At 64.7% G+C, this 22,356-nt stretch carries 26 protein-coding genes and 2 pseudogenes; 13 read left to right on the top strand and 15 right to left on the bottom strand.

Translation table 11 applies throughout. The features are described 5' to 3' along the window. Positions 1-40: 40 nt before the first annotated feature. From ABIB56_RS12740 to ABIB56_RS12720, 5 genes are all read right to left on the bottom strand, one after another. Positions 41-364: a DUF2469 family protein gene (locus tag ABIB56_RS12740; protein WP_147783863.1), complete on the bottom strand. Its 324-nt coding sequence runs from the start codon at positions 362-364 to the stop codon at positions 41-43. A gap of 45 nt (positions 365-409) precedes the next feature. Next, positions 410-1,066, bottom strand: a complete 657-nt coding sequence (gene rnhB / locus ABIB56_RS12735) for a ribonuclease HII (protein WP_354569592.1) — start codon at positions 1,064-1,066, stop codon at positions 410-412. After that, positions 1,067-1,813 (bottom strand): signal peptidase I, encoded by a 747-nt coding sequence (lepB, locus tag ABIB56_RS12730; protein ID WP_354569591.1) that lies wholly within the window; start codon positions 1,811-1,813, stop codon positions 1,067-1,069. It abuts the gene before it with no gap. A gap of 70 nt (positions 1,814-1,883) precedes the next feature. Then, entirely contained in the window at positions 1,884-2,234 is a 351-nt protein-coding gene (gene rplS, locus ABIB56_RS12725; RefSeq protein WP_354569590.1) for a 50S ribosomal protein L19, read from the bottom strand. A gap of 159 nt (positions 2,235-2,393) precedes the next feature. Further along, positions 2,394-2,951, bottom strand: a complete 558-nt coding sequence (locus ABIB56_RS12720) for a hypothetical protein (RefSeq protein ID WP_354569589.1) — start codon at positions 2,949-2,951, stop codon at positions 2,394-2,396. Between the two features lie 56 nt (positions 2,952-3,007). Between ABIB56_RS12720 and map the strand changes: the two genes are divergently transcribed. Further along, positions 3,008-3,775, top strand: coding sequence for a type I methionyl aminopeptidase (map, locus tag ABIB56_RS12715; RefSeq protein ID WP_354569588.1), 768 nt, complete (start codon positions 3,008-3,010; stop codon positions 3,773-3,775). Positions 3,776-4,026: 251 nt separating this feature from the next. Here the strand turns inward: map and trmD are convergent, their stop codons facing one another. The 7 genes from trmD to ffh form a co-directional block, all read right to left on the bottom strand. Beyond that, entirely contained in the window at positions 4,027-4,728 is a 702-nt protein-coding gene (gene trmD, locus ABIB56_RS12710; protein ID WP_354569587.1) for a tRNA (guanosine(37)-N1)-methyltransferase TrmD, read from the bottom strand. 58 nt (positions 4,729-4,786) lie between these two features. Beyond that, positions 4,787-5,434: a ribosome maturation factor RimM gene (gene rimM / locus ABIB56_RS12705; RefSeq protein ID WP_354569586.1), complete on the bottom strand. Its 648-nt coding sequence runs from the start codon at positions 5,432-5,434 to the stop codon at positions 4,787-4,789. After that, positions 5,391-5,627 (bottom strand): RNA-binding protein, encoded by a 237-nt coding sequence (locus ABIB56_RS12700; protein WP_354569585.1) that lies wholly within the window; start codon positions 5,625-5,627, stop codon positions 5,391-5,393. The genes rimM and ABIB56_RS12700 overlap by 44 nt, the downstream gene beginning before the upstream one ends. Positions 5,628-5,630: 3 nt before the next feature. Further along, positions 5,631-6,200 (bottom strand): 30S ribosomal protein S16, encoded by a 570-nt coding sequence (rpsP, locus tag ABIB56_RS12695; protein ID WP_354569584.1) that lies wholly within the window; start codon positions 6,198-6,200, stop codon positions 5,631-5,633. A 151-nt stretch (positions 6,201-6,351) separates the two neighbouring features. After that, positions 6,352-7,275 carry a DMT family transporter gene (locus tag ABIB56_RS12690; RefSeq protein ID WP_354569583.1) on the bottom strand — a complete coding sequence of 308 codons (924 nt, stop codon included), beginning with the start codon at positions 7,273-7,275 and terminating at the stop codon, positions 6,352-6,354. Between the two features lie 88 nt (positions 7,276-7,363). Further along, complete coding sequence (locus ABIB56_RS12685) at positions 7,364-8,152, bottom strand: LLM class F420-dependent oxidoreductase (protein WP_354569582.1); 789 nt, start codon at positions 8,150-8,152, stop codon at positions 7,364-7,366. Between the two features lie 84 nt (positions 8,153-8,236). Continuing rightward, on the bottom strand, positions 8,237-9,835 hold the full coding sequence (ffh, locus tag ABIB56_RS12680; RefSeq protein WP_354569581.1) for a signal recognition particle protein: 1,599 nt from the start codon (positions 9,833-9,835) through the stop codon (positions 8,237-8,239). 102 nt (positions 9,836-9,937) lie between these two features. Between ffh and ABIB56_RS12675 the strand changes: the two genes are divergently transcribed. The 4 genes from ABIB56_RS12675 (at position 9,938) to ABIB56_RS12660 (ending at position 12,143) form a co-directional block, all read left to right on the top strand. Beyond that, positions 9,938-10,900: an aldo/keto reductase gene (locus ABIB56_RS12675; protein WP_354569580.1), complete on the top strand. Its 963-nt coding sequence runs from the start codon at positions 9,938-9,940 to the stop codon at positions 10,898-10,900. A 95-nt stretch (positions 10,901-10,995) separates the two neighbouring features. Beyond that, a complete protein-coding gene (locus tag ABIB56_RS12670) occupies positions 10,996-11,235 on the top strand; it encodes a type II toxin-antitoxin system Phd/YefM family antitoxin (RefSeq protein WP_354569579.1) in 240 nt (79 codons plus the stop codon). Next, on the top strand, positions 11,232-11,612 hold the full coding sequence (locus ABIB56_RS12665) for a type II toxin-antitoxin system VapC family toxin (protein ID WP_354569578.1): 381 nt from the start codon (positions 11,232-11,234) through the stop codon (positions 11,610-11,612). The genes ABIB56_RS12670 and ABIB56_RS12665 overlap by 4 nt, the downstream gene beginning before the upstream one ends. A gap of 9 nt (positions 11,613-11,621) precedes the next feature. Then, positions 11,622-12,143, top strand: a complete 522-nt coding sequence (locus ABIB56_RS12660; RefSeq protein ID WP_354569577.1) for a gamma carbonic anhydrase family protein — start codon at positions 11,622-11,624, stop codon at positions 12,141-12,143. Here the strand turns inward: ABIB56_RS12660 and ABIB56_RS12655 are convergent. Beyond that, positions 12,130-12,447: a hypothetical protein gene (locus tag ABIB56_RS12655; protein WP_354569576.1), complete on the bottom strand. Its 318-nt coding sequence runs from the start codon at positions 12,445-12,447 to the stop codon at positions 12,130-12,132. The two genes, ABIB56_RS12660 and ABIB56_RS12655, sit on opposite strands and share 14 nt — an antisense overlap. A gap of 20 nt (positions 12,448-12,467) precedes the next feature. After that, positions 12,468-13,337: a signal recognition particle-docking protein FtsY gene (gene ftsY, locus ABIB56_RS12650; RefSeq protein WP_354569575.1), complete on the bottom strand. Its 870-nt coding sequence runs from the start codon at positions 13,335-13,337 to the stop codon at positions 12,468-12,470. Between the two features lie 152 nt (positions 13,338-13,489). Here ftsY and ABIB56_RS12645 point away from each other — a divergent pair, with 152 nt between their 5' ends. Next, on the top strand, positions 13,490-13,906 hold the full coding sequence (locus ABIB56_RS12645) for an EVE domain-containing protein (protein ID WP_354569574.1): 417 nt from the start codon (positions 13,490-13,492) through the stop codon (positions 13,904-13,906). Next, entirely contained in the window at positions 13,903-14,358 is a 456-nt protein-coding gene (locus ABIB56_RS12640; RefSeq protein ID WP_354569573.1) for a MarR family winged helix-turn-helix transcriptional regulator, read from the top strand. The genes ABIB56_RS12645 and ABIB56_RS12640 overlap by 4 nt, the downstream gene beginning before the upstream one ends. Here the strand turns inward: ABIB56_RS12640 and smc are convergent. After that, the gene (smc, locus tag ABIB56_RS12635; protein WP_354569572.1) at positions 14,336-17,923 is read right to left on the bottom strand and encodes a chromosome segregation protein SMC; all 3,588 of its coding nucleotides are present in this window, start codon (positions 17,921-17,923) and stop codon (positions 14,336-14,338) included. The two genes, ABIB56_RS12640 and smc, sit on opposite strands and share 23 nt — an antisense overlap. 301 nt (positions 17,924-18,224) lie before the next feature. Between smc and ABIB56_RS18505 the strand changes: the two are divergent. From ABIB56_RS18505 to ABIB56_RS12610, 6 genes and pseudogenes are all read left to right on the top strand, one after another. Further along, positions 18,225-18,686, top strand: a pseudogene (locus tag ABIB56_RS18505) (ATP-binding cassette domain-containing protein); the annotation flags it as partial. Positions 18,687-18,770: 84 nt separating this feature from the next. Continuing rightward, positions 18,771-18,878 (top strand): annotated as a pseudogene (locus ABIB56_RS18500) (ABC transporter ATP-binding protein); the annotation flags it as partial. A gap of 281 nt (positions 18,879-19,159) precedes the next feature. Further along, a complete protein-coding gene (locus ABIB56_RS12625) occupies positions 19,160-19,960 on the top strand; it encodes an ABC transporter permease (protein ID WP_354569570.1) in 801 nt (266 codons plus the stop codon). A gap of 28 nt (positions 19,961-19,988) precedes the next feature. After that, the gene (locus ABIB56_RS12620) at positions 19,989-21,134 is read left to right on the top strand and encodes a sensor histidine kinase (RefSeq protein WP_354569569.1); all 1,146 of its coding nucleotides are present in this window, start codon (positions 19,989-19,991) and stop codon (positions 21,132-21,134) included. Then, positions 21,131-21,751 (top strand): response regulator, encoded by a 621-nt coding sequence (locus tag ABIB56_RS12615; protein WP_354569568.1) that lies wholly within the window; start codon positions 21,131-21,133, stop codon positions 21,749-21,751. The genes ABIB56_RS12620 and ABIB56_RS12615 overlap by 4 nt, the downstream gene beginning before the upstream one ends. Positions 21,752-21,848: 97 nt before the next feature. Then, positions 21,849-22,274 carry a GNAT family N-acetyltransferase gene (locus ABIB56_RS12610; RefSeq protein WP_354569567.1) on the top strand — a complete coding sequence of 142 codons (426 nt, stop codon included), beginning with the start codon at positions 21,849-21,851 and terminating at the stop codon, positions 22,272-22,274. Positions 22,275-22,356 lie beyond the last annotated feature (82 nt).

Genomic DNA, 22,356 nt, shown 5'->3' with positions numbered 1-22,356 from the left:
AGGACAGACGCGACGGGGGCGGGGCAAGGGGATGCCGCCGCTACTCGTCGAGAGCGAGTTCCTTGGGGAGTTCCAGTTCCTTAGCGGAGAGCTCCTCGACGTTGACGTCTTTGAAGGTGAGCACCCGCACGGATTTCACGAAGCGGTCGGAGCGGTAGACATCCCAGACCCAGACATCGTTCATCGTCAGTTCGAAGTAGAAATCGTGCTCCGTGTCCTGGCGCACCAGTTCCACCTCGTTGGCCAGGTAGAAGCGCCGCTCGGTCTCCACCACGTAGCGAAACTGGGAAACGACATCCCGGTATTCGCGGTACAGCGCAAGCTCGACCTCACGGTCGTAGTCTTCGAACTCGTCTTCTTCCATGCTGAGACCGATTCTAGTTTGGTTTCGACACGGTCGCGGCGCCCGCTACCCGACGGGGGCGGGTAGCGCGTGGAGCCAGGTGTGACGGTGGTAGTCGGTGGCCCCGAACTCGGCGATGGCGGCGAAGTGACCGGCGCTGCCGTAGCCCTTGTTCGACGCCCAGCCGTAGTTCGGGTGGGTCTCGTGGGCACCGATCATCAGCCGATCCCTGTGCACCTTGGCGACCACGGATGCCGCAGCCACCGATGCGCAGTCGCGGTCGGCCTTCACGCGGGTCTGCAACCGCAGCGGCGATTGCAGCGCGGGGTTCAGCCAGTCGAAGCTTCCGTCCAGAAGGATCACCGAATCGGCGATCACCGCACCAGCCGCATGGAGGTCCATAAGCGCCCGCTTACCCGCCAGGCCGAGGGCGGCCATGATCCCGAGGGTGTCGACCTCCTCCGCGGAGGCCAGCCCGACAGCCGTATGGCGGCCCCAGCCGACGGCGAGCGGCGCGAGCTCTTCCCGGCGCTTCTCGCTCAACAGTTTGGAATCGCGCAGCCCGACCGGCATCGGCCCGACAGCGGTATCGACGACACAGAGGCCGACAGCGACGGGACCCGCGATCGCCCCGCGACCCACCTCGTCGCATCCGATGACGTATCGCGCTCCGCCGCCGTGGAGGAGCTTCTCGACTTCGAGGGTTGGGTCGACGGGAGCCACTTACTTGCTGTTGCCGTTCACGCCGCCGAAGACCTTCGGATAGTTGTCCAACCAGGTCCAATGGCTCGATGGCCAACTGATCACGAATGCGCGGCCGACAACATCGTCCATTGGCACGAAGCCCTTTGTAGGTGTGTCGGGATGATAGCGCGAGTCCCGGGAGTTGTAGCGGTTGTCGCCCATGACCCAGAGGCTGTTCTTGGGCACCGTGATGGAGAAATCATCAAAAGAGACTTTGGTGACCCCGTTGTCGAGCTTGAGGTATGGCTCGACGAGCGGGATGCCGTTGACGGTCATCTGGCCGAAGGCATTGCAGCAGGCGACCTTGTCCCCCGGCAGTCCGATCACACGCTTGATCAGGTGGTCGTTGCTGTCCGGCGCACTCAGTCCTACAACCGAGAGCACCCAGTCGACGCCGGCGGCGAAACCGTTCTGATTCAGGGGTGCGCTCGGCGGGAGCCATCCACCCGGATCCTTGAACACCACGACATCCCCGTGCTGCACAGGGACCACCTTGGGCACGAGCTCATTGACGATGATGCGGTCGTTGATCTGGAGGGTGTTCTCCATCGACCCGGATGGAATGTAGAACGAGCGGATCAGGAAGGCCTTGATGCCGACCGAGATGATGATAGCCGCGACGAAGATCAACACGATGTCGCGGATGAAAAGTTTGACGCCACGGTTCTTGCGGCGCAACGTTTCGGCTACGTCCGGTGTCGACGTAGCCGGATCGATTTCTGTCATTAAACCCCTGAGCTCCCCATCATTTTAGGTGATGGGGAGCTCAGAGAAAGCTGCGGATGGAGCGGCGCGTCTAGTGCGCTTCGCGCTTTTCCTTGATCTTCGCCTTCTTGCCGCGCAGGTTGCGCAGGTAGTAGAGCTTGGCGCGACGCACGTCGCCGCGGGTGACGACCTCGATGTGGTCGATGACCGGGGAGTGCACAGGGAAGGTGCGCTCCACCCCGACCTGGAAGCTGACCTTGCGAACACAGAAGGTCTCGCGCACGCCTTCACCCGAGCGGCCGATGACGACGCCCTGGAAGACCTGGATACGGGAGCGGGTGCCCTCGATGATGTTTACGTGAACCTTCACGTTATCTCCGGCGCGGAAGTCCGGGATGTCTGAGCGGAGTGATGCCGCGTCAACGGCGTCGAGAATATGCATGGTGGTTCGCTCTCTGCAACCGCCACAGGTCGATCACGATATCGATGAAACTAGAGAAGGAATGGTGCTCGAATCAAAGACGGCGCCCCCTGTGGCAGGGCCGTGCTGCGAGCACAAGGGGTAATTCTGCCATATCGCGGGCCCGCCGCGCTACCGGGGCTAGGTCGAGGCGGCTTGTGGTGGGGAATCCGTTGAGGGTAGTTCGATGCCGTCGCTGACCCAGCCCAGCTCGCTGTCCTCGAGACCGGTCAACGATTTGACCACGTGCGGCCTGGTTTCCACGAGATATTCGACCAGCACGACCCAGAAGGTGGTGAGGGCGATCACGATGATCACGCCGCCGGAGATGTCGGCGATGGTGAACGAGGCATCCCTGAACTGCTGCCCGAAAGCCTTGGTAGCGATGGACGTGCCTGGCTCCTCGCTGTGCACCGAGTCGACGACGAAGAAGCCATAGCAGAGAATGGCGAAGTACCAGAAGGAGAGCAGGATCGCGTCCATCCGCGACACCGCACCCGACCGACGTGTGCGTTTCCGCGCCCAGGTCAGCGTCGCGACGACGGCGAGGAAGACGAAGAGAAGTGGCGCGAGGAACAGCCCGATGGCGTAGTGCCAACCGAGAATGACGCCGAAGAACACCCGTCCGATCAGGAGCCAGAGCGGCAGGATGATGGTTGCGGCGAACTGCGAGTTGAAAACAGCCCTGCGATACCACATGCGGGAAAGCTTACGCTCGGTAGGAGGGAAGAATTGTTGCACGCGATAGGAGACGCATGATCGAGCTCAGGACCCCGGCCGAAATCGAGGAGATGAAAGCTGCCGGCGCATTCGTCGCGAGTGTTCTCAGCGGGTTGGAGGCGGCATCCGCTGTCGACGTGAACCTGCTGGAACTCGACGAGCTGGCAGCCGACATGATCCGCCAAGCCGGGGCGGTGAGCAGCTATGTGGATTACCACCCCTCCTTCGGCGCGATGCCGTTCGGCAAGGTGCTCTGCACCTCGGTCAACGATGCTGCGCTGCACGGCCTGCCCTTCGACTACCGGCTGAAGGACGGCGATGTGCTCAGCGTCGACTTCGCGGCATCCGTGAACGGTTGGGTGGCTGACTCGGCCCTCACCATCGTCGTCGGCACCCCTCGCCAGGAAGACCTGCGGATGATCGAAACCACCGAGCGGGCACTGGATGCGGCGATCGCAGCCTCCCAGCCCGGTGCGAGGATGGGCGACGTCTCGGCCGCCATCGGCGAGGTCTGCCACGCGGCGGGGTTCTCGATCAACCTGGATTTCGGCGGCCATGGCGTCGGCCGCACGATGCACGGCGATCCGCACGTGGCGAACGATGGGCGCCCCGGGCGCGGGTTTCCGCTTCGCGCCGGACTCGTCTTTGCCATCGAACCGTGGCTCATGCAGACCACGGATCGCATCTACACGGACCCGGACGGCTGGACACTACGCAGCCTCGACGGTTCTCGCGCCGCCCATTCTGAGCACACGATCGCTATCACGGATGACGGGCCAATCGTACTCACGGCGAGGGGTTAGTACGCGTCCCTTCCGTCCGGTCCAGTGCCATGCAGTCCAGTGCCATGCAGTCCAGTGCCATGCAGTCCAGTGCCAAATGAAGGCACCCATGGACCGCGGGTCCCGAGTTTCCGGGGCGGAGGATGCTGCAGATGGTGGGAACGCCTTCATTTGGCACTCATTTGGCACTGTCGACGGCGATTTGGCACTGGACGCTATCTGCGCGACCGGCGTTGGCGGAGCCGCGACCGAATGACGGGGCTGCGGCGGGCTTAGTCGGCCAGGAGGTCGGGTCGCACGATCCTGGTTCGCTCCAGCTGCTGCTCCCGCCGCCAGGCTGCGATAGCTCCGTGGTTGCCGCTCAGCAGCACCGGCGGCACCCCGAAACCTCGCCACTCTGCCGGTTTGGTGTAGCTCGGGTATTCGAGCAGGCCATCCGAGTGGGATTCCTCGACCAGGCTCTCCGGGTTGCCGACGACGCCGGGAATGAGTCGCCCGACCGCTTCGATCATCGCCATGGTCGCGACCTCGCCGCCGTTGAGCACGTAGTCCCCCATGCTCACGAGGCGCACGCGGGTGCGGGTGGCCGCGTAGTCGACGACGCGCTGGTCGATTCCCTCGTAACGACCGCATCCGAAGACCAGGTGCTGCTCCACCGCGAACTCCTGCGCCGTGGCCTGGGTGAAGACCTCGCCGGCTGGCGACGGGAAGATGATGACGGGGGCCGTCGACTGCTTCGCCTCACTCGCGTAGAGGATGCTGTCGAGCGCCTCTCCCCACGGTTCAGGCCGCATGACCATTCCCGCGCCGCCGCCGTAGGGGGTGTCGTCCACAGAGCGATGCCGGTCGAAGGTGTAGTCACGCAGGTCGTGCACGCCCAGATCGATGAGACCGCTCTGGCGCGCACGACCGAGCAGTGAGACATCGAGTACGGAGAAGAACTCCGGAAATATCGTGACGATGTCGATGCGCATCTGATGATCGTATGCGTTCCGCGCTGCGCACGATCCCTCGCAACCGCTCTGCGGCTAGCTACTCTGGCTTGGGCGAATCCTCGGTCGCCGACTCGTCGCCGGGCTCGTGGTCAGGCTCGTCGTCAGGCAGCTCCTCGAAGAGACCGGCCGGTGGCGTGACAGTGAGGATACCCGCAGCGATATCTACGGCGGGAACTATCGCCTTCACGAAGGGCACCAGCACCTCGCCGGTCTCCGTCGTTACATGCAGGAGATCCTGCGCGGGCAGGTGGTCCACGAGAGACACCGTGCCGACCTTGACGCCGTCGCGCATCACCGAGAGGCCGACGAGCTGGTGGTCGTACCAGGCGTCTTCTTCATCGGACTGCTCGGCGAGATCCTGGTCGACCCAGAGGATCGCCTTGATGAGGGTCTCGGCTACCGAACGGTCAGGGACGTCCTTGAAGAACGCCACCGGATGCGTGTTGTACCACTTGAGTTCGATGAGCTCGAGCGTCTTGCCGTGCCAGGACGAGCTCGTCGGCACCTGCAGGGAGAACACGGCGCCCGGAACGAAACGCCGCTCCGGGGCATCCGTATACAACTCGACCTTGATAGCGCCTTTGAGACCGTGTGCCTTGGTGAGGCGGCCTACCCGGAGCTGTTCGCTGGGGTTAACTTCTCTAGAAATCGGTGTCCACCACGTCGACGCGCACCTTATGACCATCGGCGATGGCCGAAACGAGGGTGCGGAGCGCCTTCGCGGTGCGACCAGCGCGACCGATCACGCGACCGAGGTCAGCGGGGTGCACGCGCACCTCGAGAACCTCTCCGCGTGGTGAATTCTTTGCTACAACCTGAACCTCGTCCGGGTTATCGACGATCCCCTTGACGAGGTGCTCGAGAGCGGCTGCGAGCATTGCCTAGGCCTTGTCGGCTTTGGCGTCTTCTGCCTCAGCCTCTTCGGTGGCGTCGGCCTTGGCCTCTGCCGCGTCAGACGTGGCCTCGACGACGGCTGCATCTTCTGCAACGACATCGGCGACGGCGGGAGCAATCTCAGCGTCGGCCTCAACAGCAGGAACCTCGACGCCCTCGGCAGTAGCGGCTTCGACAACCGGCTCCTCTGCCTTGGGAGCGGGTGCCTCAGCCTTGGGCTTGAGCACCGGCTTCTTCTTCTCGTCGGCGACGAAATCGGCCTTGGACTCCTTGGTCTTGACAGTGCTGACAGCATCCTTCTCGCCCTTGAAGGTTCCCCAATCACCGGTCAGCTTAAGCAACGCCGCGACCTGCTCGGTCGGCTGCGCGCCGACACTGAGCCAGTACTGCGCACGCTCGGAGTTGACCTCGATGAGCGAAGGCTCCTCGGTGGGGTGATACTTGCCGATCTCCTCGATGACGCGACCATCACGCTTGGTGCGCGCGTCGGCGACAACGATTCTGTAGTAAGGAGCGCGGATCTTGCCCATGCGCTTCAAACGAATTTTTACAGCCACAATTCTCCGTAGATTATTTTTGGGGCGAACTGCTTGCCGTGAGCGTGGGGTGCACACTCGGCAGAAAAGCTCTGATGGGAGTCGATCGCGTCTGATTAGAGGGTCGGACGGCAAAAGACTCGACTGATCATTCTTGCAGATAACTCGGGGTTCAGGAACCAATCTGTTCTGCGATCACCCGCGAGCGGCGGCGAGAGACCGCGACACCCGCAAGACAGACAATTCCACCCAGGATCGCGAGCGACGCTGGCACCTCGTGGAAGAACAGCAGACTCAGCACGATCGTGATCGCGGGAACGACGTAGGTCGTCACCCCGAGCTGGCCCGCGGGCATCCGGGAGAGCGCGTAGGCCCAGGTGCTGAAAGCGAGCGCGGTGGGCACAGCGCCGAGATATATGGCCCCGAGGATGCTCGAAGCCGGGGCTGTCTGCAGGTCACCGATGAGCTGCGGCAGGAACGGTGTACATGCGAGCATGCCGATCGCGCAGCCGAGGAAGGTGACCTGGGCGGCAGGCAGGCGGCGCAGCACCCGCTTCTGGCTCAGCACGCCGATCGCGTAAGTGACCGCCGCCAACAGTGCCCACAACACACCGGTGCCGTCACCGAAACCGGAGACTGCCGTGCTGATTCCGATCAGGACGACACCGACGAACGCGACACCCGCGCCGATCGCGAGCCACTTCGGGATGCCCTCGCCGAGGAACACCCCGGCACCGAGTGCGATGAGTATCGGCCCGATGTTGACCAGCATCGAGGTCGTTCCGGCATCCAGGCTGTGCTCTGCGGTATTGAGCGCCGCGTTGTAGGCGCCGAACCATGCGATGCCGAAGAGCAGAATGAGCAGCCATTCACGCAGGGTCGGCCTGACCCATTTGCGACCGATTACCATGGTCGAGAGCAGCACGACTCCCACCGTGAGCCGACCGAGAGCCAGGGCTCCCCCGCCGAAATGCGGCGCCACTCCCCTGATCACCACGAAGGCGCTCGCCCAGGCGAGAACCGTGACGCAAATGGCGATCAATACGCGGCCGGACAGGCGCGAGGACGGCGCGAGGACGTCCTGGGGAGTAGTCATTTCCTCACACTATCGACGGCCACCATCATCGATCCGGCGCGATTCGGACCTGTCTGTTTTTAGCCGAACGATGTCAGGAATGACCGCCTCAACCGGCGTTCTTCGAGTCGCGCCAGGCCAACCACTCGGTGACCTTGGTGAAGTCGTGCTCCGCGTCGGACATCCCCACGGTGAACAGGCGCGTTCCGAGACCGTAGAGCTCGTCGGCATCCGCTGTGGTACGACCCCTCAACTCTGTAGATATCTCGATGTCGTCGATGTCGCGGCCCACCTCGGTGCACCAGTCGCCGAGGATGCCCAGCTTGCGCGTGAGGGTCTCCGGATCGGAGAAGCTGTGCCAGATATCAGCATGCTTCGCCACGATCTTGAGCGTCTTCTTCTCGCCACCACCGCCGATGAGCACGGGGATCTTACGCACCGGAGCCGGATTGAGCTTCGCCCACCGGGCCTCGATGCGGGGAAGATCTTCGGCGAGTGCGTCGAGCCGCTGGCCTGTAGTACCGAAGGCGTAGCCGTACTCGGTGTAGTCGCGCTCGAACCAGCCGGAACCGGTGCCGAAGATGAAGCGGCCGCCGCTGATATGATCGATCGTGCGGGCCATGTCGGCCTGCAGGTCGGGGTTGCGATAGCTGTTGCAGTTGACGAGTGGCCCGAGTTCGATGCGGGATGTCTGCTCAGCCCAGGCCGCGAGAATCGTCCAGGACTCGAAATGCAGCCCGTCCGGTTCGCCGGAGAGCGGGTAGAAGTGATCCCAGTTGAACAGCACGTCGGCGCCCAGATCCTCGATCTTCGCGGCGGCGTCACGCAGCTCGGCGTAGGTGGAATGCTGCGGCGCGAGTTGCACGCCGATACGGACCGGATTCTTCAGATTGACCATGGTCAAAGCCTATGGGACTCACGAGTCGGCGATGCAAGTCCGGTCCGGTCTAGTTCAGTCGACAGGAGATCTGGATGCTGGCGCCTAGCGGCCGAGCAACTTCTGCAGGCTGGCGAGTTCTTCTTCGGTCGGCCCCTCTTTCGAAGCGCCGCCACCGAAACCGAATCCGGAGCCCGCAGCAGCTGTCGCGGGCTTATTGCCCGCGGCGAGCGCGGCGTTCTCCGCCGCACGCTTCGCCGGGTTGCCCGACTTCGAGCTCTTCTTCGGCTGCTGCTTTCGCGCTCCGCCGTAGCTGGCGCCAGGGATCGGACCCATACCGGGCATCTGGGGCATTCCGCCCTTGGCCACGGTCTTCATCATCTTGGCCGCCTGCTCGAAGCGGTTGACCAGGGCATTGACCTCGGTCACCGTCGTGCCGGAACCCCGTGCGATGCGTACGCGGCGCGATCCGTTGAGAACTCGCGGCTGGCGACGTTCGGTGAGGGTCATCGACTGGATGATGGCCTCGGTTCTGGTGATCTCCGACTCGTCGAAGTTGTCGAGCTGCTGGCGCATGCCCTTGGCTCCTGGCAGCATCCCGAGCATGTTCTTGATGGAACCCATGTTCTTGAGCTGCTGCATCTGGCTGAGGAAGTCTTCGAGCGTGAAGCTGTCGGTGGCGAATTTCTCTGCGACCTTGCGCTGCTCATCTTCGTCAAAGGTCTTCTGTGCCTGCTCGATGAGGGTGAGGATGTCACCGAGGTCGAGAATTCGGCTGGCCATGCGGTCGGGATAGAACGGCTCGAAATCGTCGAGACCCTCACCGGTGGAGGCGAAGATGATCGGGCGCCCGGTGACGGATGCCACGGACAGCGCCGCACCACCGCGAGCATCCCCATCGAGCTTGGTGAGTACCACTGCGGTGAAATCGACACCGTCCTGGAAGGCCTTCGCCGTAGCGACGGCGTCCTGGCCGATCATGGCGTCGATCACGAAGAAGACCTCGTCGGGATCGATCGCCTTACGAATGTCCGCCGCCTGCTTCATGAGCTCGGCATCGACGCCGAGACGGCCGGCCGTGTCGACGATCACAACGTCGTAGAGCTTGTCTTTCGCGAACTTGATCGCGTCTTTGGCTACCTTGACCGGGTTACCCCCGCCCCCACCGAAGAAGGTCTTCGGAGCGGCATCCTCAGCCCCGACATTGCCGGGTTCTGGCGCGAAGACGGGAACGCCGGCCTGTTCGCCGACGACCTTCAACTGCGTGACCGCGTTGGGTCGCTGGAGGTCGGCAGCGACGAGCAGCGGTGTGTGATTCTGACCGGCCAGCCATTTGGCGAGCTTTCCGGCAAGGGTCGTCTTACCGGCACCCTGGAGGCCGGCGAGCATGATCACCGTCGGCGGGTTCTTCGCGAACTCGATGCGACGAGCCTCGCCACCGAGGATCGTGACCAGCTCGTCGTTGACGATCTGCACCACCTGCTGGGCGGGGTTAAGGGCCTTATTGACCTCGTCGCCGAGGGCACGCTCGCGCACGCGACCGGTGAACTCCTTCACGACCTCAAGGGCGACGTCGGCGTCGAGCAGGGCTCGACGGATCTCGCGGACGGTGCCGTCGATATCCGCAGCAGTGAGCTTGCCCTTGCCGCGTAGGTTTTTGAAGGTCTCAACGAGACGGTCGGTGAGGTTTCCAAAGGTGGCCATAGTGCATCCATCTTAAACGACGGATGCCGTGCTTTTTCGGCAAGTGCGCTGCGGGCGAAGCTTCGGCCATTTTCGGCGGCACTCTCGGCTTAGGCTGCAGGAATGAAACAGCTCGAGTTGGGCGCAACCGGGCTCATGGTCAGCGAGTTCTTTTTCGGCGCCGGATCGATCGGCGGCGTCGGTTCCTCGATCGCGACTCGCGGGCTCGGCATGGCGACCGATGAGGCCCTCGAGCGACTCGATGAAGGCTACGAGATCGGCATCCGGGTCATCGACACCGCCAACAGCTACGCCGGTGGCGAGAGCGAGCGCGTCGTCGGACGATGGCGCGAGGAACGCGAACGGGGGGACGTGCTCGTCGCCACGAAGGTCGGCAACGTCGTCGAACCCGGCCAGGACGGCATCTCGCTCCGTGGAGACCACATCGCCCGCCAGCTCGCTCTCAGCCGCTCCCGGCTCGGTCACGTCGACCTCTACCTCTCGCACGCACCGGATGATTCCACGCCCCTCGAAGAGACACTCACCGCTTTCGCCGTAGCCCTCGACGCCGGCCAGATCAAGGCTTTCGGATGCTCGAATGTCGACGTTCGCCAGCTCGAGACCCTGCTGAACGCGGCCGATCGCGCGGGACTCCCGCGGCCAGGCTGGGTGCAGAACGAGTTCAGTCTCGTCGCCCGTCACGACGAGCGGGACCTGCTGCCCCTCGCATCGGGGGAAGGTGTCGGATACACCGGCTATTCGCCGTTGGCCGGCGGCCTGCTCTCGGATCGCTACCTCGGTGAGGACGAACCGGAGGAGGGCAGCCGACTCGCGATCGCCCCGGCGATGTATGCGGGCTCCTTCACCGAGGAGAACCGGGTGCGGGTCGGTCGGCTCGCCGCCCTGGCGAAGGAACACGACACCAGCGTCTCCGGACTCGCGCTGGCCTGGCTGCGCTGGCATCCGTCGGTTACAGCGTCGATCGTCTCTCCGCGGCGCACCTCGCAGTGGGATGCGGTCACGGCGGCATTGGCTCTCGACCTCGACGACGAGTTCGCCGAGCAGATCGGCGCGCTCTTCGCCTGAGCGACTTCTCCTACACATTTCTTCTTATGCGACCCTTCTCACGGATGGCGGGCGCGAAAAAATCTAGCTAATCTAGCTAGATGATAATTGCGAACGTGCATGACTCTAAAAGCCAGCTTTCCAAGCTCCTGGATGCCGCTGAACGAGGCGAAGACGTCTTCATCACTCGCCGTGGCAGTGGTGTCACCCGCTTTCGCATCAGTCCAGCACCGGCGATCGCCAGAAGCGCGCTGTTCGGGATGCTGGCCAGCGAGGTCCCCTCAGACATCGACTTCGACGCCGCGGATCGCGCGCTCTCTGAATCCCTGCAGGCAAGCCTTGAACGCGACCTATGAGAGCGCTCCTCGATACGAATGCGCTCTATTGGTTGATGATGGGCTCGCCGCACCTCGGCCCATCGGCGCGTAAAGCCATCGAAAATGCTGCGGTGATTGTGGTCTCGGAGGTGAGCCTGCTCGAGATCGCCATCAAAGTCTCGATCGGAAAGCTTCCTGCCATGCCGAGCCTTTACCGCGTAATCCAGGAGGCGGGTTTTCAGCGGACCGGCATCTCCGACGACTACCTGCACACCCTCGAGACGCTTCCACTCCACCACCGGGACCCATTCGACCGGCTGTTGATCGCACAGTCGCTCACCGACGACCTGACGGTCATCACCGCTGACCTCGTCTTCGGTGAGTACGGCGTGCCGATGATCGACGCACGGGCGTAAATTGGGCGAATGCCACTGATACTCGCTTTCGAAGGACACACACCCGTGATCGACGACACCGCGTGGGTCGCCCAGAACGCGACAGTCATCGGCCAGGTGACGCTTGGGGAGAAATCGAGCGTCTTCTTCGGTTCTGTACTGCGAGCGGACTCGGATGCGATCGCGATCGGCGAGAGCAGCAACATCCAGGACAACGTCTCCGTGCACTGCGACAGCGGACTCCCCACCACCGTCGGCGCTCGAGTGAGTGTCGGTCATTCCGCCGTGTTGCACGGCTGCACAGTTGAAGACGACTGCCTGATCGGCATGGGCGCGACAGTGCTGAACGGTGCTGTCATCGGTGCGGGGTCACTGGTCGCCGCGGGAGCCGTGGTGCTCGAGGGCACCGTCGTGCCGCCCGGATCGCTCGTTGCAGGCGTTCCGGCGAAAGTGCGCAGGGAACTGAGCGACAAGGAACGCGAACAGATGACGGCGAACGCCGAACACTACGTCGCGCTCAGCCGCCAGTACGCAGCCTTCACCGGCGGTTGAAGAGAGCGCCGACGATCAGCGCGGCGATGGGAAGCAGTCCGATCACGAGGGCCACCGTCGGCAGCGCCTTGCGGCTCGACAGCACGAGGCCGATTATCGCCAGCACGACCGCGGCAACGCTGAGTCCCGCCCCCACGAAGAATACGATGATGCTCGGCCCCGGCCCGCCGGACCCTGTGAGCGCATAGTCGATGCCGCTCACGAAACCCCAGTAGCCGGTTGCCGCACCGACGACCGCGAGCAGGAGAGCGGTGATCGCGATGCCCTTGTGCACGGGGCGAAGAGGTGGTGCGGTACTGGTCATCAAGGGCTCCCCTACCGTGCTCAGCCGATCAGACTCTGCACGAAGACGTGCGGCGTGAAACCGGTGAGGTCGTTGATGCCCTCACCCTGCCCGATGAGCTTGATCGGAATCCCGGTCTTCTCCTGCACAGCGAGCACAAAGCCGCCCTTCGCCGATCCGTCGAGTTTCGTCAGCACGAGTCCGGTGACACCGGCATGCTCGATGAATGCCTCAGCCTGCGCGAGCCCGTTCTGCCCCGTCGTGGCGTCGAGCACCAGGAGCACCTCGGCGATGTCGGTCTGCTTCTCAATCACCCGACGCACCTTGGCGAGCTCGTCCATCAGACCGCTCTTGGTCTGCAGCCGACCCGCGGTGTCGATGATGGCGATGTCGATGCTCTCGTTGCGCGCCCGCTCGACGGTCTGGAAGGCGACGGATGCCGGATCCTGCCCGTGCTGCTGAGGACGCTGGATCGACGCGCCGCCCCGCTCAGCCCAGGTCGCGAGCTGCTCGACCGCTGCGGCACGGAAGGTGTCTGCAGCGCCGACAATTACGGTGCGGCCGTAGCCGGTGAGGAACTTGGCGAACTTGCCGATAGTGGTGGTCTTGCCGACGCCGTTGACCCCGACGACGAGGATCACGGCTGGACGGGCGGTGAGAGTGAGGGTGGGGTTGAGCCTGGCGAGGCGTTCCTCGAGGGTCTCGCGCAGCATCCGCCTCAGGTCGGTGGGATCCGTGGTGTTGTACTTACGAACGTTGGTGCGAAGCTCGTCGACGACCGCGTCGGTGAGGTCGGATCCGAAGTCGGCGGTGATGAGGGCGTCTTCGAGATCGCCCCAGGTTTCGTCGTCGATAGTCTTACGGGAGAACATCCCCTTGAGCGCACCCGACAGGGACCAGGGAGAAGCCATGTGACAAATGTACCCGGCGAAGCATGCCCGACGGTGGATGCCCTTTCCACCATGCGGCATAACAACACAGAATTACCTCTTGACATCGATTTAGTATGCGCGCATAGTTTCTCCATGACTTCGATAATTACTTCACTTTCGGCAGGAACCCGATGAGCGCCTGGCTGGGAGTCGTATCGCGCAGTCACGTTCTGCGCGCCGTGGGGCTCGGCATCGCCCAGGCCAACCACGGCAAGCGACCGCCCCTCGCGCGCATGCAGGCCGGAGACGGGATCGTCCACTACTCGCCGCGAACCGACTACCCGGATGGCGCGCCGCTGCAGGCATTTACCGCGATCGGGCGTATCGCGGATGACGAACTCTGGCAGGCGCACGAGGAGGGCTTCCAGCCTTGGCGGCGTCACGTCACCTGGAACCCAGACGCCCGGGAAACCCCTATCAAGCCCCTGGTGGGACAACTCGAATTCACCAGGGGACAGAACTGGGGCTACACCCTGCGCCGCGGCCTGATCAGCCTGAGCGAGGCAGACTTCGACATGATCCGCTCCGAGATGACGAGCACCCCATGACACGGCTGGCCAGCGGCTTCGACCAGGCCGCTGAGAGCACCGGACTGCTGCTGTGGCAGGTGACGAATCGCTGGCAGGCTGCGCAGCGCGCCGTGCTGAAGCCCTTCGAGCTCACCCACGTGCAGTTCGTGTTGCTCGCCTCGCTCACATGGTATGCCGAGGAGGGTGCGGTGACTCAGCGCGCCCTCGCCGATCGCGTCGCTACCGATCCCATGATGACCTCGCAGGTGTTGCGTGCGCTGGAGGCGGGGGGCCTGGTGACTCGGCTCCCGCATCCGGATGACGGACGGGCCATCACCGTGACCGTCACCGACGCGGGCATCGCGCTGGTCAACCGCGCGATCGGCGCCGTCGAACGCTGCGACGCCGAGTTCTTCGGCGCCCTCGGCTCGCTTCGGGGCAGCTTCCAGGCAGGACTGGAAACGCTAGTTAGCTCGCCTGGTCCTTCTTGACGCGCTGACCGACGACGGCACTCACGCCGTCCTGCCGCATCGAGACGCCGTAGAGGGCATCCGCGATCTCCATGGTGCGTTTCTGGTGGGTGATCACGATGAGCTGCGAGCTCTTGCGGAGGTCTTCGAAGATGGTGAGCAGCCGACCGAGGTTGGCGTCGTCGAGGGCGGCCTCGACCTCGTCCATGATGTAGAACGGGCTAGGGCGCGCCTTGAAGATCGCGATGAGCAGCGCGACGGCCGCGAGGGATCGCTCACCACCGCTCAGCAGGGAGAGCCGCTCGATCTTCTTGCCGGCTGGCTTGACGCTGACCTCGATGCCCGTCGTGAGCAGGTTCTCCGGATCGGTGAGATGGATGCTGCCCGTACCGCCAGGGAACAGGATCGGGAAGACCGTGTTGAAGGCCGCACGGGTGTCTTCGAAGGCGCTGGAGAAGATGTCCTGCATTTTCTCGTCGATCTCTTCGATGATCGTGAGCAGGTCTTTGCGAGTACCGGTGAGGTCGGTGAGCTGTTCCGTGAGAAACCTGTGACGCTGCTCGAGCGCGGCGAACTCCTCGAGTGCGAGCGGGTTCACCCTCCCGAGCTGGCCGAGCTTGCGATCCGCCCTGGCGAGGCGCACCTCCTGCTCGGCGCGCACGAAGGGAATACCCTCGGCGACTTCCGAAAACGCAGGAGATCGGCCGAGATCCGCGTCATCCGGGCTGTTTTCGGAAGGTTCGGCAGGGATCTCCTGCGTTTTCGGTGCGAGGTCGAGCGGCACCAGTTGCTCCGGCCCATACTCCGCGACCAGCACGTCTTCCACCAGGCCGAGCTCCTCACCCGCGCGCTCGAGCAGCGTCGACAGGTGCAACTTCTTCTCGTAGACCTGCATCTCCAGGCCGTGCACGCTCTCGCTGATGGCAGTGAGGCGCTCACGCAGGCCGCTCTCGCCGCGGCGGAGTTCCGCAAGCTCGTCGTTCTGGGCTGAGCGCTCCGATTCGCGAGCGGCGAGTTCCACCCGCGCCCGCGACACTGACCGATCGGCGGAGTCCAGAACGGCGGGCAGGGTGTCAATCACCGTCTGGGCGGATGCAACCTGTCGACGACGGATGACTGCGCGTCGCGCAGCCTCCTCGGCCGCAGCCCGGTCGGCCTCGAACTGCTTCGCCAGCTGCGCCGCATGCAACTGTTCTGCGCGCACCCGCTCCCTGGCCGTCTCCACCTGCAGCCGAGCCTCGACCTCGCGCTCCCGCGCCACCTCCAGTTCGGCGAGCACGCCATCGCGCGCCGCCACGTCGAGCATGGGCCGTGGCCTGGATGATGCCGTCTCGAGTTCTTGCTTCGCCCTCTCGGCTGCGGCAGCGGCATCCGCCACGGCATCCGTCGCGAGACCGAGACCACGATCGAGACGTTCGGCCTCGGCCTGGGCTGCTTCGACCTGCACCCGTACTCGATTGAGCTTCTCGGTCTGGGCTGCCAGTTGCGCATCGAACTGGCGAAGGGCCGTGAGTGCGCGAGTGGACTGCTCTTTGGCGACCTCGAGTCGCCCGCGCTGTTCGGCGAGGGCGAAGCGTGCACGGTCGATGAGCGAGGTGACCTCCTGCAGACGATCCTGCGCAGCATCCCTGTCGGCGACGAGCTCGAGACGTGAGCGCTTGGCGCCAGATCCACCACGCAGCACGTACTCGGAGAGCACGTCGCCGGACTTCGTGATGACGGTGGTGAATCCGTCGGGCAAGTGCTTCGACGCGCGTCTCGCCGCCTCGAGGTCTTCGGCAATCACCACGGATTCGAGCAGCGCAAGGATTCCATCGGGAGCTGTGACCACGCTCGACGCGGTCACCAGATACTCCTTGTTCATCGAACGCACGGTCGCGCTCCGACTCTTGGCCACGACGATCTCCACCCGCCCGAAGTCTTTATCTGCCGAGTGTTCGATGGCGTCGAACGCCGCGTTGCGCGTTTCGGCGAGTACGGCGTCGGCCAGCGATCCGAGTGCTGCGGCAATGGCTGCTTCGAAGCCGGGCTGCACCTCCACGTGTTCCGCAACGAGACCCCGGATGCCGTCGAGCCTCGCCCCGACGAGTGCGCTCGATCCGTCCTTCTGGTCAAGCGCTGAGGAGAGAGCGCTGGTCCGTGCGGCGAGTGCGTCACGCTCCCGCTCGTGGCCGTGCAGCTGCTCGCGCAGTCGCTCGATCTCGGCTTCCGCGTCGACCACTTCGGCCTGGGCGGTCTCGTAGGCCGCATCGAGGTCGGTTTCGCCGGAGTCGGTGATCGCGGCATCCGTCTCCAGCTGGGCGAATTCGGCCTGGGCCTGTTCGCGACGCACCTGCGCCGCGTCGAGTGCGTTCTGCTGTCGCAGCACCTCGCCACGTACGGCGGCGAGTCGGGATGCTGCGGTATCGACCTGGCCGGTGAGCTTCGAAATCTCGAGATCGTGGCGGGAGATGAGCGACGACTGGTAGGCGATCTGCTCGTCGAGGCCGTCGAGGTTGGCTCGCGCGGCCGCGGTCGCCTGCTGGGCTTCCTGCCATGCCGCCTCGGTTTCGGCCACAGTCTCGACGAGACGCTCGGCCTCATCTTTCGCGTCGGCGACCATCTGCCTGGTCACGCCCTGCCCGGCCTCCGGGGTGTCGTTCTGCTGGCCGAGGAGCGCGAGGCGCTGGTTGGCGAGCGTGTACAGGCTGCGCAGTCGCTCCTGCACCGACTCGAGGCCGAAGGCCGTGCGACGCGCGAGGTCGACGGCGTCACCCTCCTGCGCCTGTTCGATGTGCTGCCCGCGCAATTTGTTCTGGTCGAGTTGCTCCTGCAGCACGATGCGCTCCGTCTTGCGTTCGCTCTCACTGCGACTCGACGCGGTGATGGTGGCGCGCAGCTCGACGACCTCGTCGGCGAGGAGCCTGGCGCGCGCATCGCGCACGATAGCCGCGATCGACTGCGCCTCCTTGGCGATCTCGGCCTGGTGCCCGAGCGGCTTGAGCTGGCGACGGATCTCCCCCGCCAGGTCGCTCAGCCGGGTGAGGTTGGCCTGCATGGCATCGAGCTTGCGGATCGTCTTCTCTTTGCGACGACGGTGCTTGAGGATGCCGGCGGCCTCCTCGATGAAGCCGCGGCGGTCTTCGGGGCTGGCGTGCAGCACGGCATCGAGCTGCCCCTGGCCGACGATCACGTGCATCTCGCGCCCGAGACCGGAGTCGCTGAGCAGCTCCTGAACGTCCAGCAGGCGGCAGGTGTCCCCGTTGATCGCGTACTCGCTGCCGCCGTTACGGAACAGGGTGCGGCTGATCGTGACCTCTGCGTAGTCGATCGGCAGCGCGCCATCCGCATTGTCGATGGTGAGCACGACCTCGGCTCGACCGAGCGGCCCCTTGGTGGCCGTGCCCGCGAAGATGACGTCTTCCATTTTGCCGCCGCGGAGCGTCTTGGCGCCCTGCTCACCCATCACCCAGGCGAGGGCGTCGACGACGTTCGACTTTCCAGAACCGTTCGGCCCGACCACGCAGGTCACACCCTGCTCGAAGGCGAAGGTGGTCGGCTGTGCGAAGGACTTGAACCCTTTGAGGGTCAGGCTCTTGAGATACAAGCTGCCGCCCTTTCTGTGGTCCGGATGCCTGCGTCTACGGTACCGGAGTGCGACACCCTCGCCCGGCAGGCTCGGCTGTGCTTCTGTCGCACACTCCGCCAGGTCGCCCATCCCCGCGACCGCTGTCGTGGGGGGGGGGGGGGGGGGGGGGGGCGGGGGCGCGCCCCGCCCCCCCCCCCCCCCCCCCACACGACAGCGCAAGGCGAGATGAGGGTGTTCAGTTCCTCACGCTGACAATTGTCACGACCGAACCGTGATCGGCGTCGTGGCGGGCTTTCGATCAACCCTTGAGGCTGGATGTATGACAACACACGCCATCGAACTGACAGGCATCTCCAAGAGCTTCGGCAGCCTGAAAGCCGTCGATGGTATCGACCTGACCATCAAACGCGGCGAGGTGGTGGCGCTGCTCGGCCCCAATGGCGCCGGCAAGTCGACCACCATTGATCTCGCTCTCGGCCTGTCCCACCCCACCGGTGGCAGCGCGACGCTCTTCGGCAGCGAACCGCGTGCAGCGATCGTCGATGGCAGGGTCGGGGCGATGCTCCAGGGGGGCGCCCTGCTGCCCGGAATGACCGTCGCCCAGAGCATCGCGCTCGTCGCGAGTGCCCACCACAACCCACTCTCGGTCGCGGAGGCGATGGCCAAGGCCGGAATCTCCGAGCTGGCTACACAGCGGGTAAGTAAGCTCTCCGGCGGACAGCTGCAGCGAGCGCGGTTTGCCGTCGCCGTGGTCTCCAACCCCGACCTGCTGATCCTCGACGAGCCAACAGCGGCGATGGACGTCGAATCCCGCCGGGACTTCTGGCTCTCCATGCGCGAGTTCACCGACCAGGGGCGCACCGTGGTCTTCGCCACCCACTACCTCGACGAGGCCGACGCCTTCGCCGACCGGATCGTGATCCTCAACGCCGGCCGGATCGTGGCCGACGGAACGCCGACCGAGGTCAAAGCGGTCGTCTCCGGTCGCATCATCCGTTTCGCCGTCGACGACGACATCGCGGATGCCTCGGCCGACGCAGTGCAGAACCTTCAGGGTGTGCGCTCACTCGAGCGACGCGGCGCGAGTTTCGCGCTGGTCTGCGACGATTCCGACGCCGCACTACGGGAACTGCTCTCCGCCGTCCCTTCTGCACGCGATATCGAGATCACCTCCCACAACATGGACGATGCGTTCCTCGCGCTGACCTCCGAAACCCGCGAGCCGGTGGGCTCCAGCACAGAAGGGCAGTGACAATGAGCACCACGACCGCCAGCACCAGAAGCAGCGCCAGAACCGTGCGGATCACCACCGTGCCGATCAAATACGTGGCCCTCGAATCCCTGCGGCAGTTGCGCAACCTGCCGTCGCTGATCTTCACCTTCGTTGTACCCCTGGTGATGCTGCTGCTCTTCGGCTCGCTCTACGGCTCGTCAGGGCAAACGGAACCCACCACCGGGCTGCCGTGGATCATCGTGACGACGGTGCAGATGGCGGCCTACGGCGGCATGATGGCCGCCCTCTCCCAGGCCTTCGCGATCACCACCGAGCGCTCGACCGGCTGGAACCGGCAGCTGCGGGTGACTCCGCTCTCCAGCACCGGATACCTCGTGTCGAAGATCGTGGCCGCCTCGATGATCGCGCTCGCGACGATCGTGCTACTGATCCTCGTGGCGATCATCGTGCTCGGCGCGCGGCTCGACCCGCTGCACTGGGTACTGGCCGGTCTCGGGATCTGGATCGGCGTGATCCCGTTCACCCTGATTGCGGTGGCAATCGGCCAGTTCGCGAAGCCTGAGTTCGCACAGCCCCTGTTCATGATCGTCTTCCTTGGCATGGCGATCCTCGGCGGACTGTGGCTGCCGCTCGCGATCCTGCCGGGATGGGTGAGCAACGTCGCCCAGATCGTTCCGTCCTTCTGGCTCAACCGTCTCGGCCAGATGGGCGCCAGCGGCAGCGGAGGTGTGATGATCCCGATCATCGTGCTGGTGGCCTGGACGGTCGCCCTCGCCGCGCTCATCACCTGGCGCTACCGCCGCGACGCCGCCAGAGCTTGAGAGACGGGCCTCGATTACAGTGACTAGCGTGCAGGATGAGGCGATCGACACGGCGACGGATGGCCGCCCGAGCCTGCGCGAGCGTCTCACCACCCGCGGCGCTCACCAGTGGTACATCGGTGGAGGATCAGGCTTGCTCTGGCAGAGCATCCTGGTGATCACTGTGGTTACCGGGCCGCTCCCGACCGTCTCGAAGGTCGTCGGCCTCGCCTTCATGGCCGTGCTGTACGCGATGTTCATGCTGCTCGGTCCGATCATCTGGATCGAGCCGGCGCGCAGCAAGGTCCTGATCATCGTCGGCTACTGGGCCCTGACCTGCCTGCTCTTCCCGCTGATCGGTGCCGATACCATCTGGGTCTGGCTTCTCGTCGTCTCGACGGCCGCCTTCACCGGTCTGCGCATCCGCTATGCACTCGTGATCTCGGTGCTCGTGGTGGCGGTACAGCTGCTGATCGCCGCGTCGCACGGCTTCGGATTCGGCCTGCTCTTCGCACCGATCGCCACCGGCGTCGGCGCTGTCGCCTTCATCGCCCTCGGTTTCATCTCCACGTCGAACCAGAGCCTCAAAGTCGCGCACGAGGAGATCGCCAGGCTCGCCGTCGTCGAAGAGCGCGCACGCTTCGGTCGCGACCTGCACGACGTGCTCGGCCACTCGCTCACCGTGGTGACGGTGAAATCCGACCTGGCCAGGCGGCTGGTGAAGATCGATCCCGACAGGGCGGAGGCCGAGATCGCCGACATCGAGAAGTTGGCGAGAAGCGCCCTCTCCGACCTCCGACTCGCAGTCTCGAACTACCGCGAGATCTCGCTCGACTCCGAGTTGGTCGCCGCGAGCACCGCGCTGTCGGCCGCCGGTATCGAGGCTAACCTGCCGGTCATGGTCGATCCTGTCGATCCGCGACTGCAGGGTGTGTTCGCCTGGGTGCTTCGCGAGGGCGTGACCAACGTCATCCGCCATTCCGGCGCCGTCGCCTGCTGGGTCACCATCGACAGGGAGCAGCTCACCATCGCCGACAACGGACACGGACCGGATGACGCGGCAATCGTAGTCCGCGTCGATCACGGCAACGGCCTGCGCGGCCTGCGCGAACGCACCGGCGAGGTCGGGGCCGAATTGCTCATCGGTCGCAGCATTCACGGCGGCTTCGAGTTGACGGCACGGAGAGCGGCGTGACCGAACAGATCAGGATCGTGATCGCCGACGACCAGGCCCTGGTGCGCGGCGCACTGGCCTCGCTGCTCTCGCTCGAACCCGATTTCCAGGTGGTGGGGCAGGCCGGACGCGGCGACGAGGTGCTCGACCTGGTCATCTCGACAAACGCGGCAGTTGCCATGCTCGATGTGGAGATGCCGGGCCTCGACGGCCTGTCCGTCGCCCGCCAACTGCGGGACTCCACCACCGGGTGCCGCTCGCTCATCGTGACGACCTTCGGCAGGCCTGGCTATCTGCGCCGCGCACTCGAGTCCGGGGCATCCGGTTTCGTGGTGAAGGACACGCCATCTGATCAGCTCGCGGATGCTGTGCGTCGCGTGGCCGCAGGTCTCAGGGTGATCGACCCGTCGCTGGCCACCGAGTCCCTGGTCACCGGAAACTCGCCGCTGAGCAGGCGCGAGACCGACGTGCTGCTCTCACTCCGCTCCGAGGGGAGCATCGCCGATGTCGCGCGTGTCCTGCATCTCTCCGAGGGCACCGTACGCAATCACCTCTCGTCCGCCATCGGCAAGACCCGCGCACGCAATGGCGGTGAGGCCGTGCGTATCGCGGCAGACAACGGCTGGCTCATCGCCTGAGCGCTGAATGCAACGCTTGGGTTTCGATCCGTTTCGGAGTGAGGCCGCCGTTGTATTCTGGTCGGCTGCCCGAAAGGGCAAGCAGAGAGGCGCCCCCGTGACAGAGTTCATGATCGACGAGATCACCATTCCTGCGACCCTCCAGTCACCGGAAGCAGCGGATTTCATCGCTACGGTCGACGTGCGCAACGTCGTCGAAGCCGACGGTTATGGCAGCGATGAGCTCTCGTTCTCGGCCGATGAGCTGCTGCCGGGCTGGCTCGACCAGGAGTTCGAACCGAAGCGCCTCTTCGCGGTGCGCGTCGACGGACGAGTGGTGGGGCGCGCGACCTATGAGACTCAAACGGCGGGGGACGCCGAAGTGGTGTGGCTCGGCGTGCAGGTTCTGCCGGAATTCCGGCGCCGCGGAATCGGCACCGCGCTGGCCGATCACCTCGAAGCCATCGCGGATTCGGAGCGTCGCGGCAAGCGCATCGTCTGTGCCGTGTCGAAGGATGCCGCGGGCGAACGACTAGATGAGTGAGTCCTAATGGTCGTAGGCGATGAGAGATCGTTTGTGGTGGGCTCCGATGAGCCAGTTGTGCCAGATTCCGGCGGCGAGAGCA

Source organism: Glaciihabitans sp. UYNi722, from assembly GCF_040549465.1.
Taxonomy (GTDB): domain Bacteria; phylum Actinomycetota; class Actinomycetes; order Actinomycetales; family Microbacteriaceae; genus Lacisediminihabitans.
Note: the sequence above shows the minus strand (reverse complement) of the source record. Positions and strands in the feature narration are given on the sequence as shown.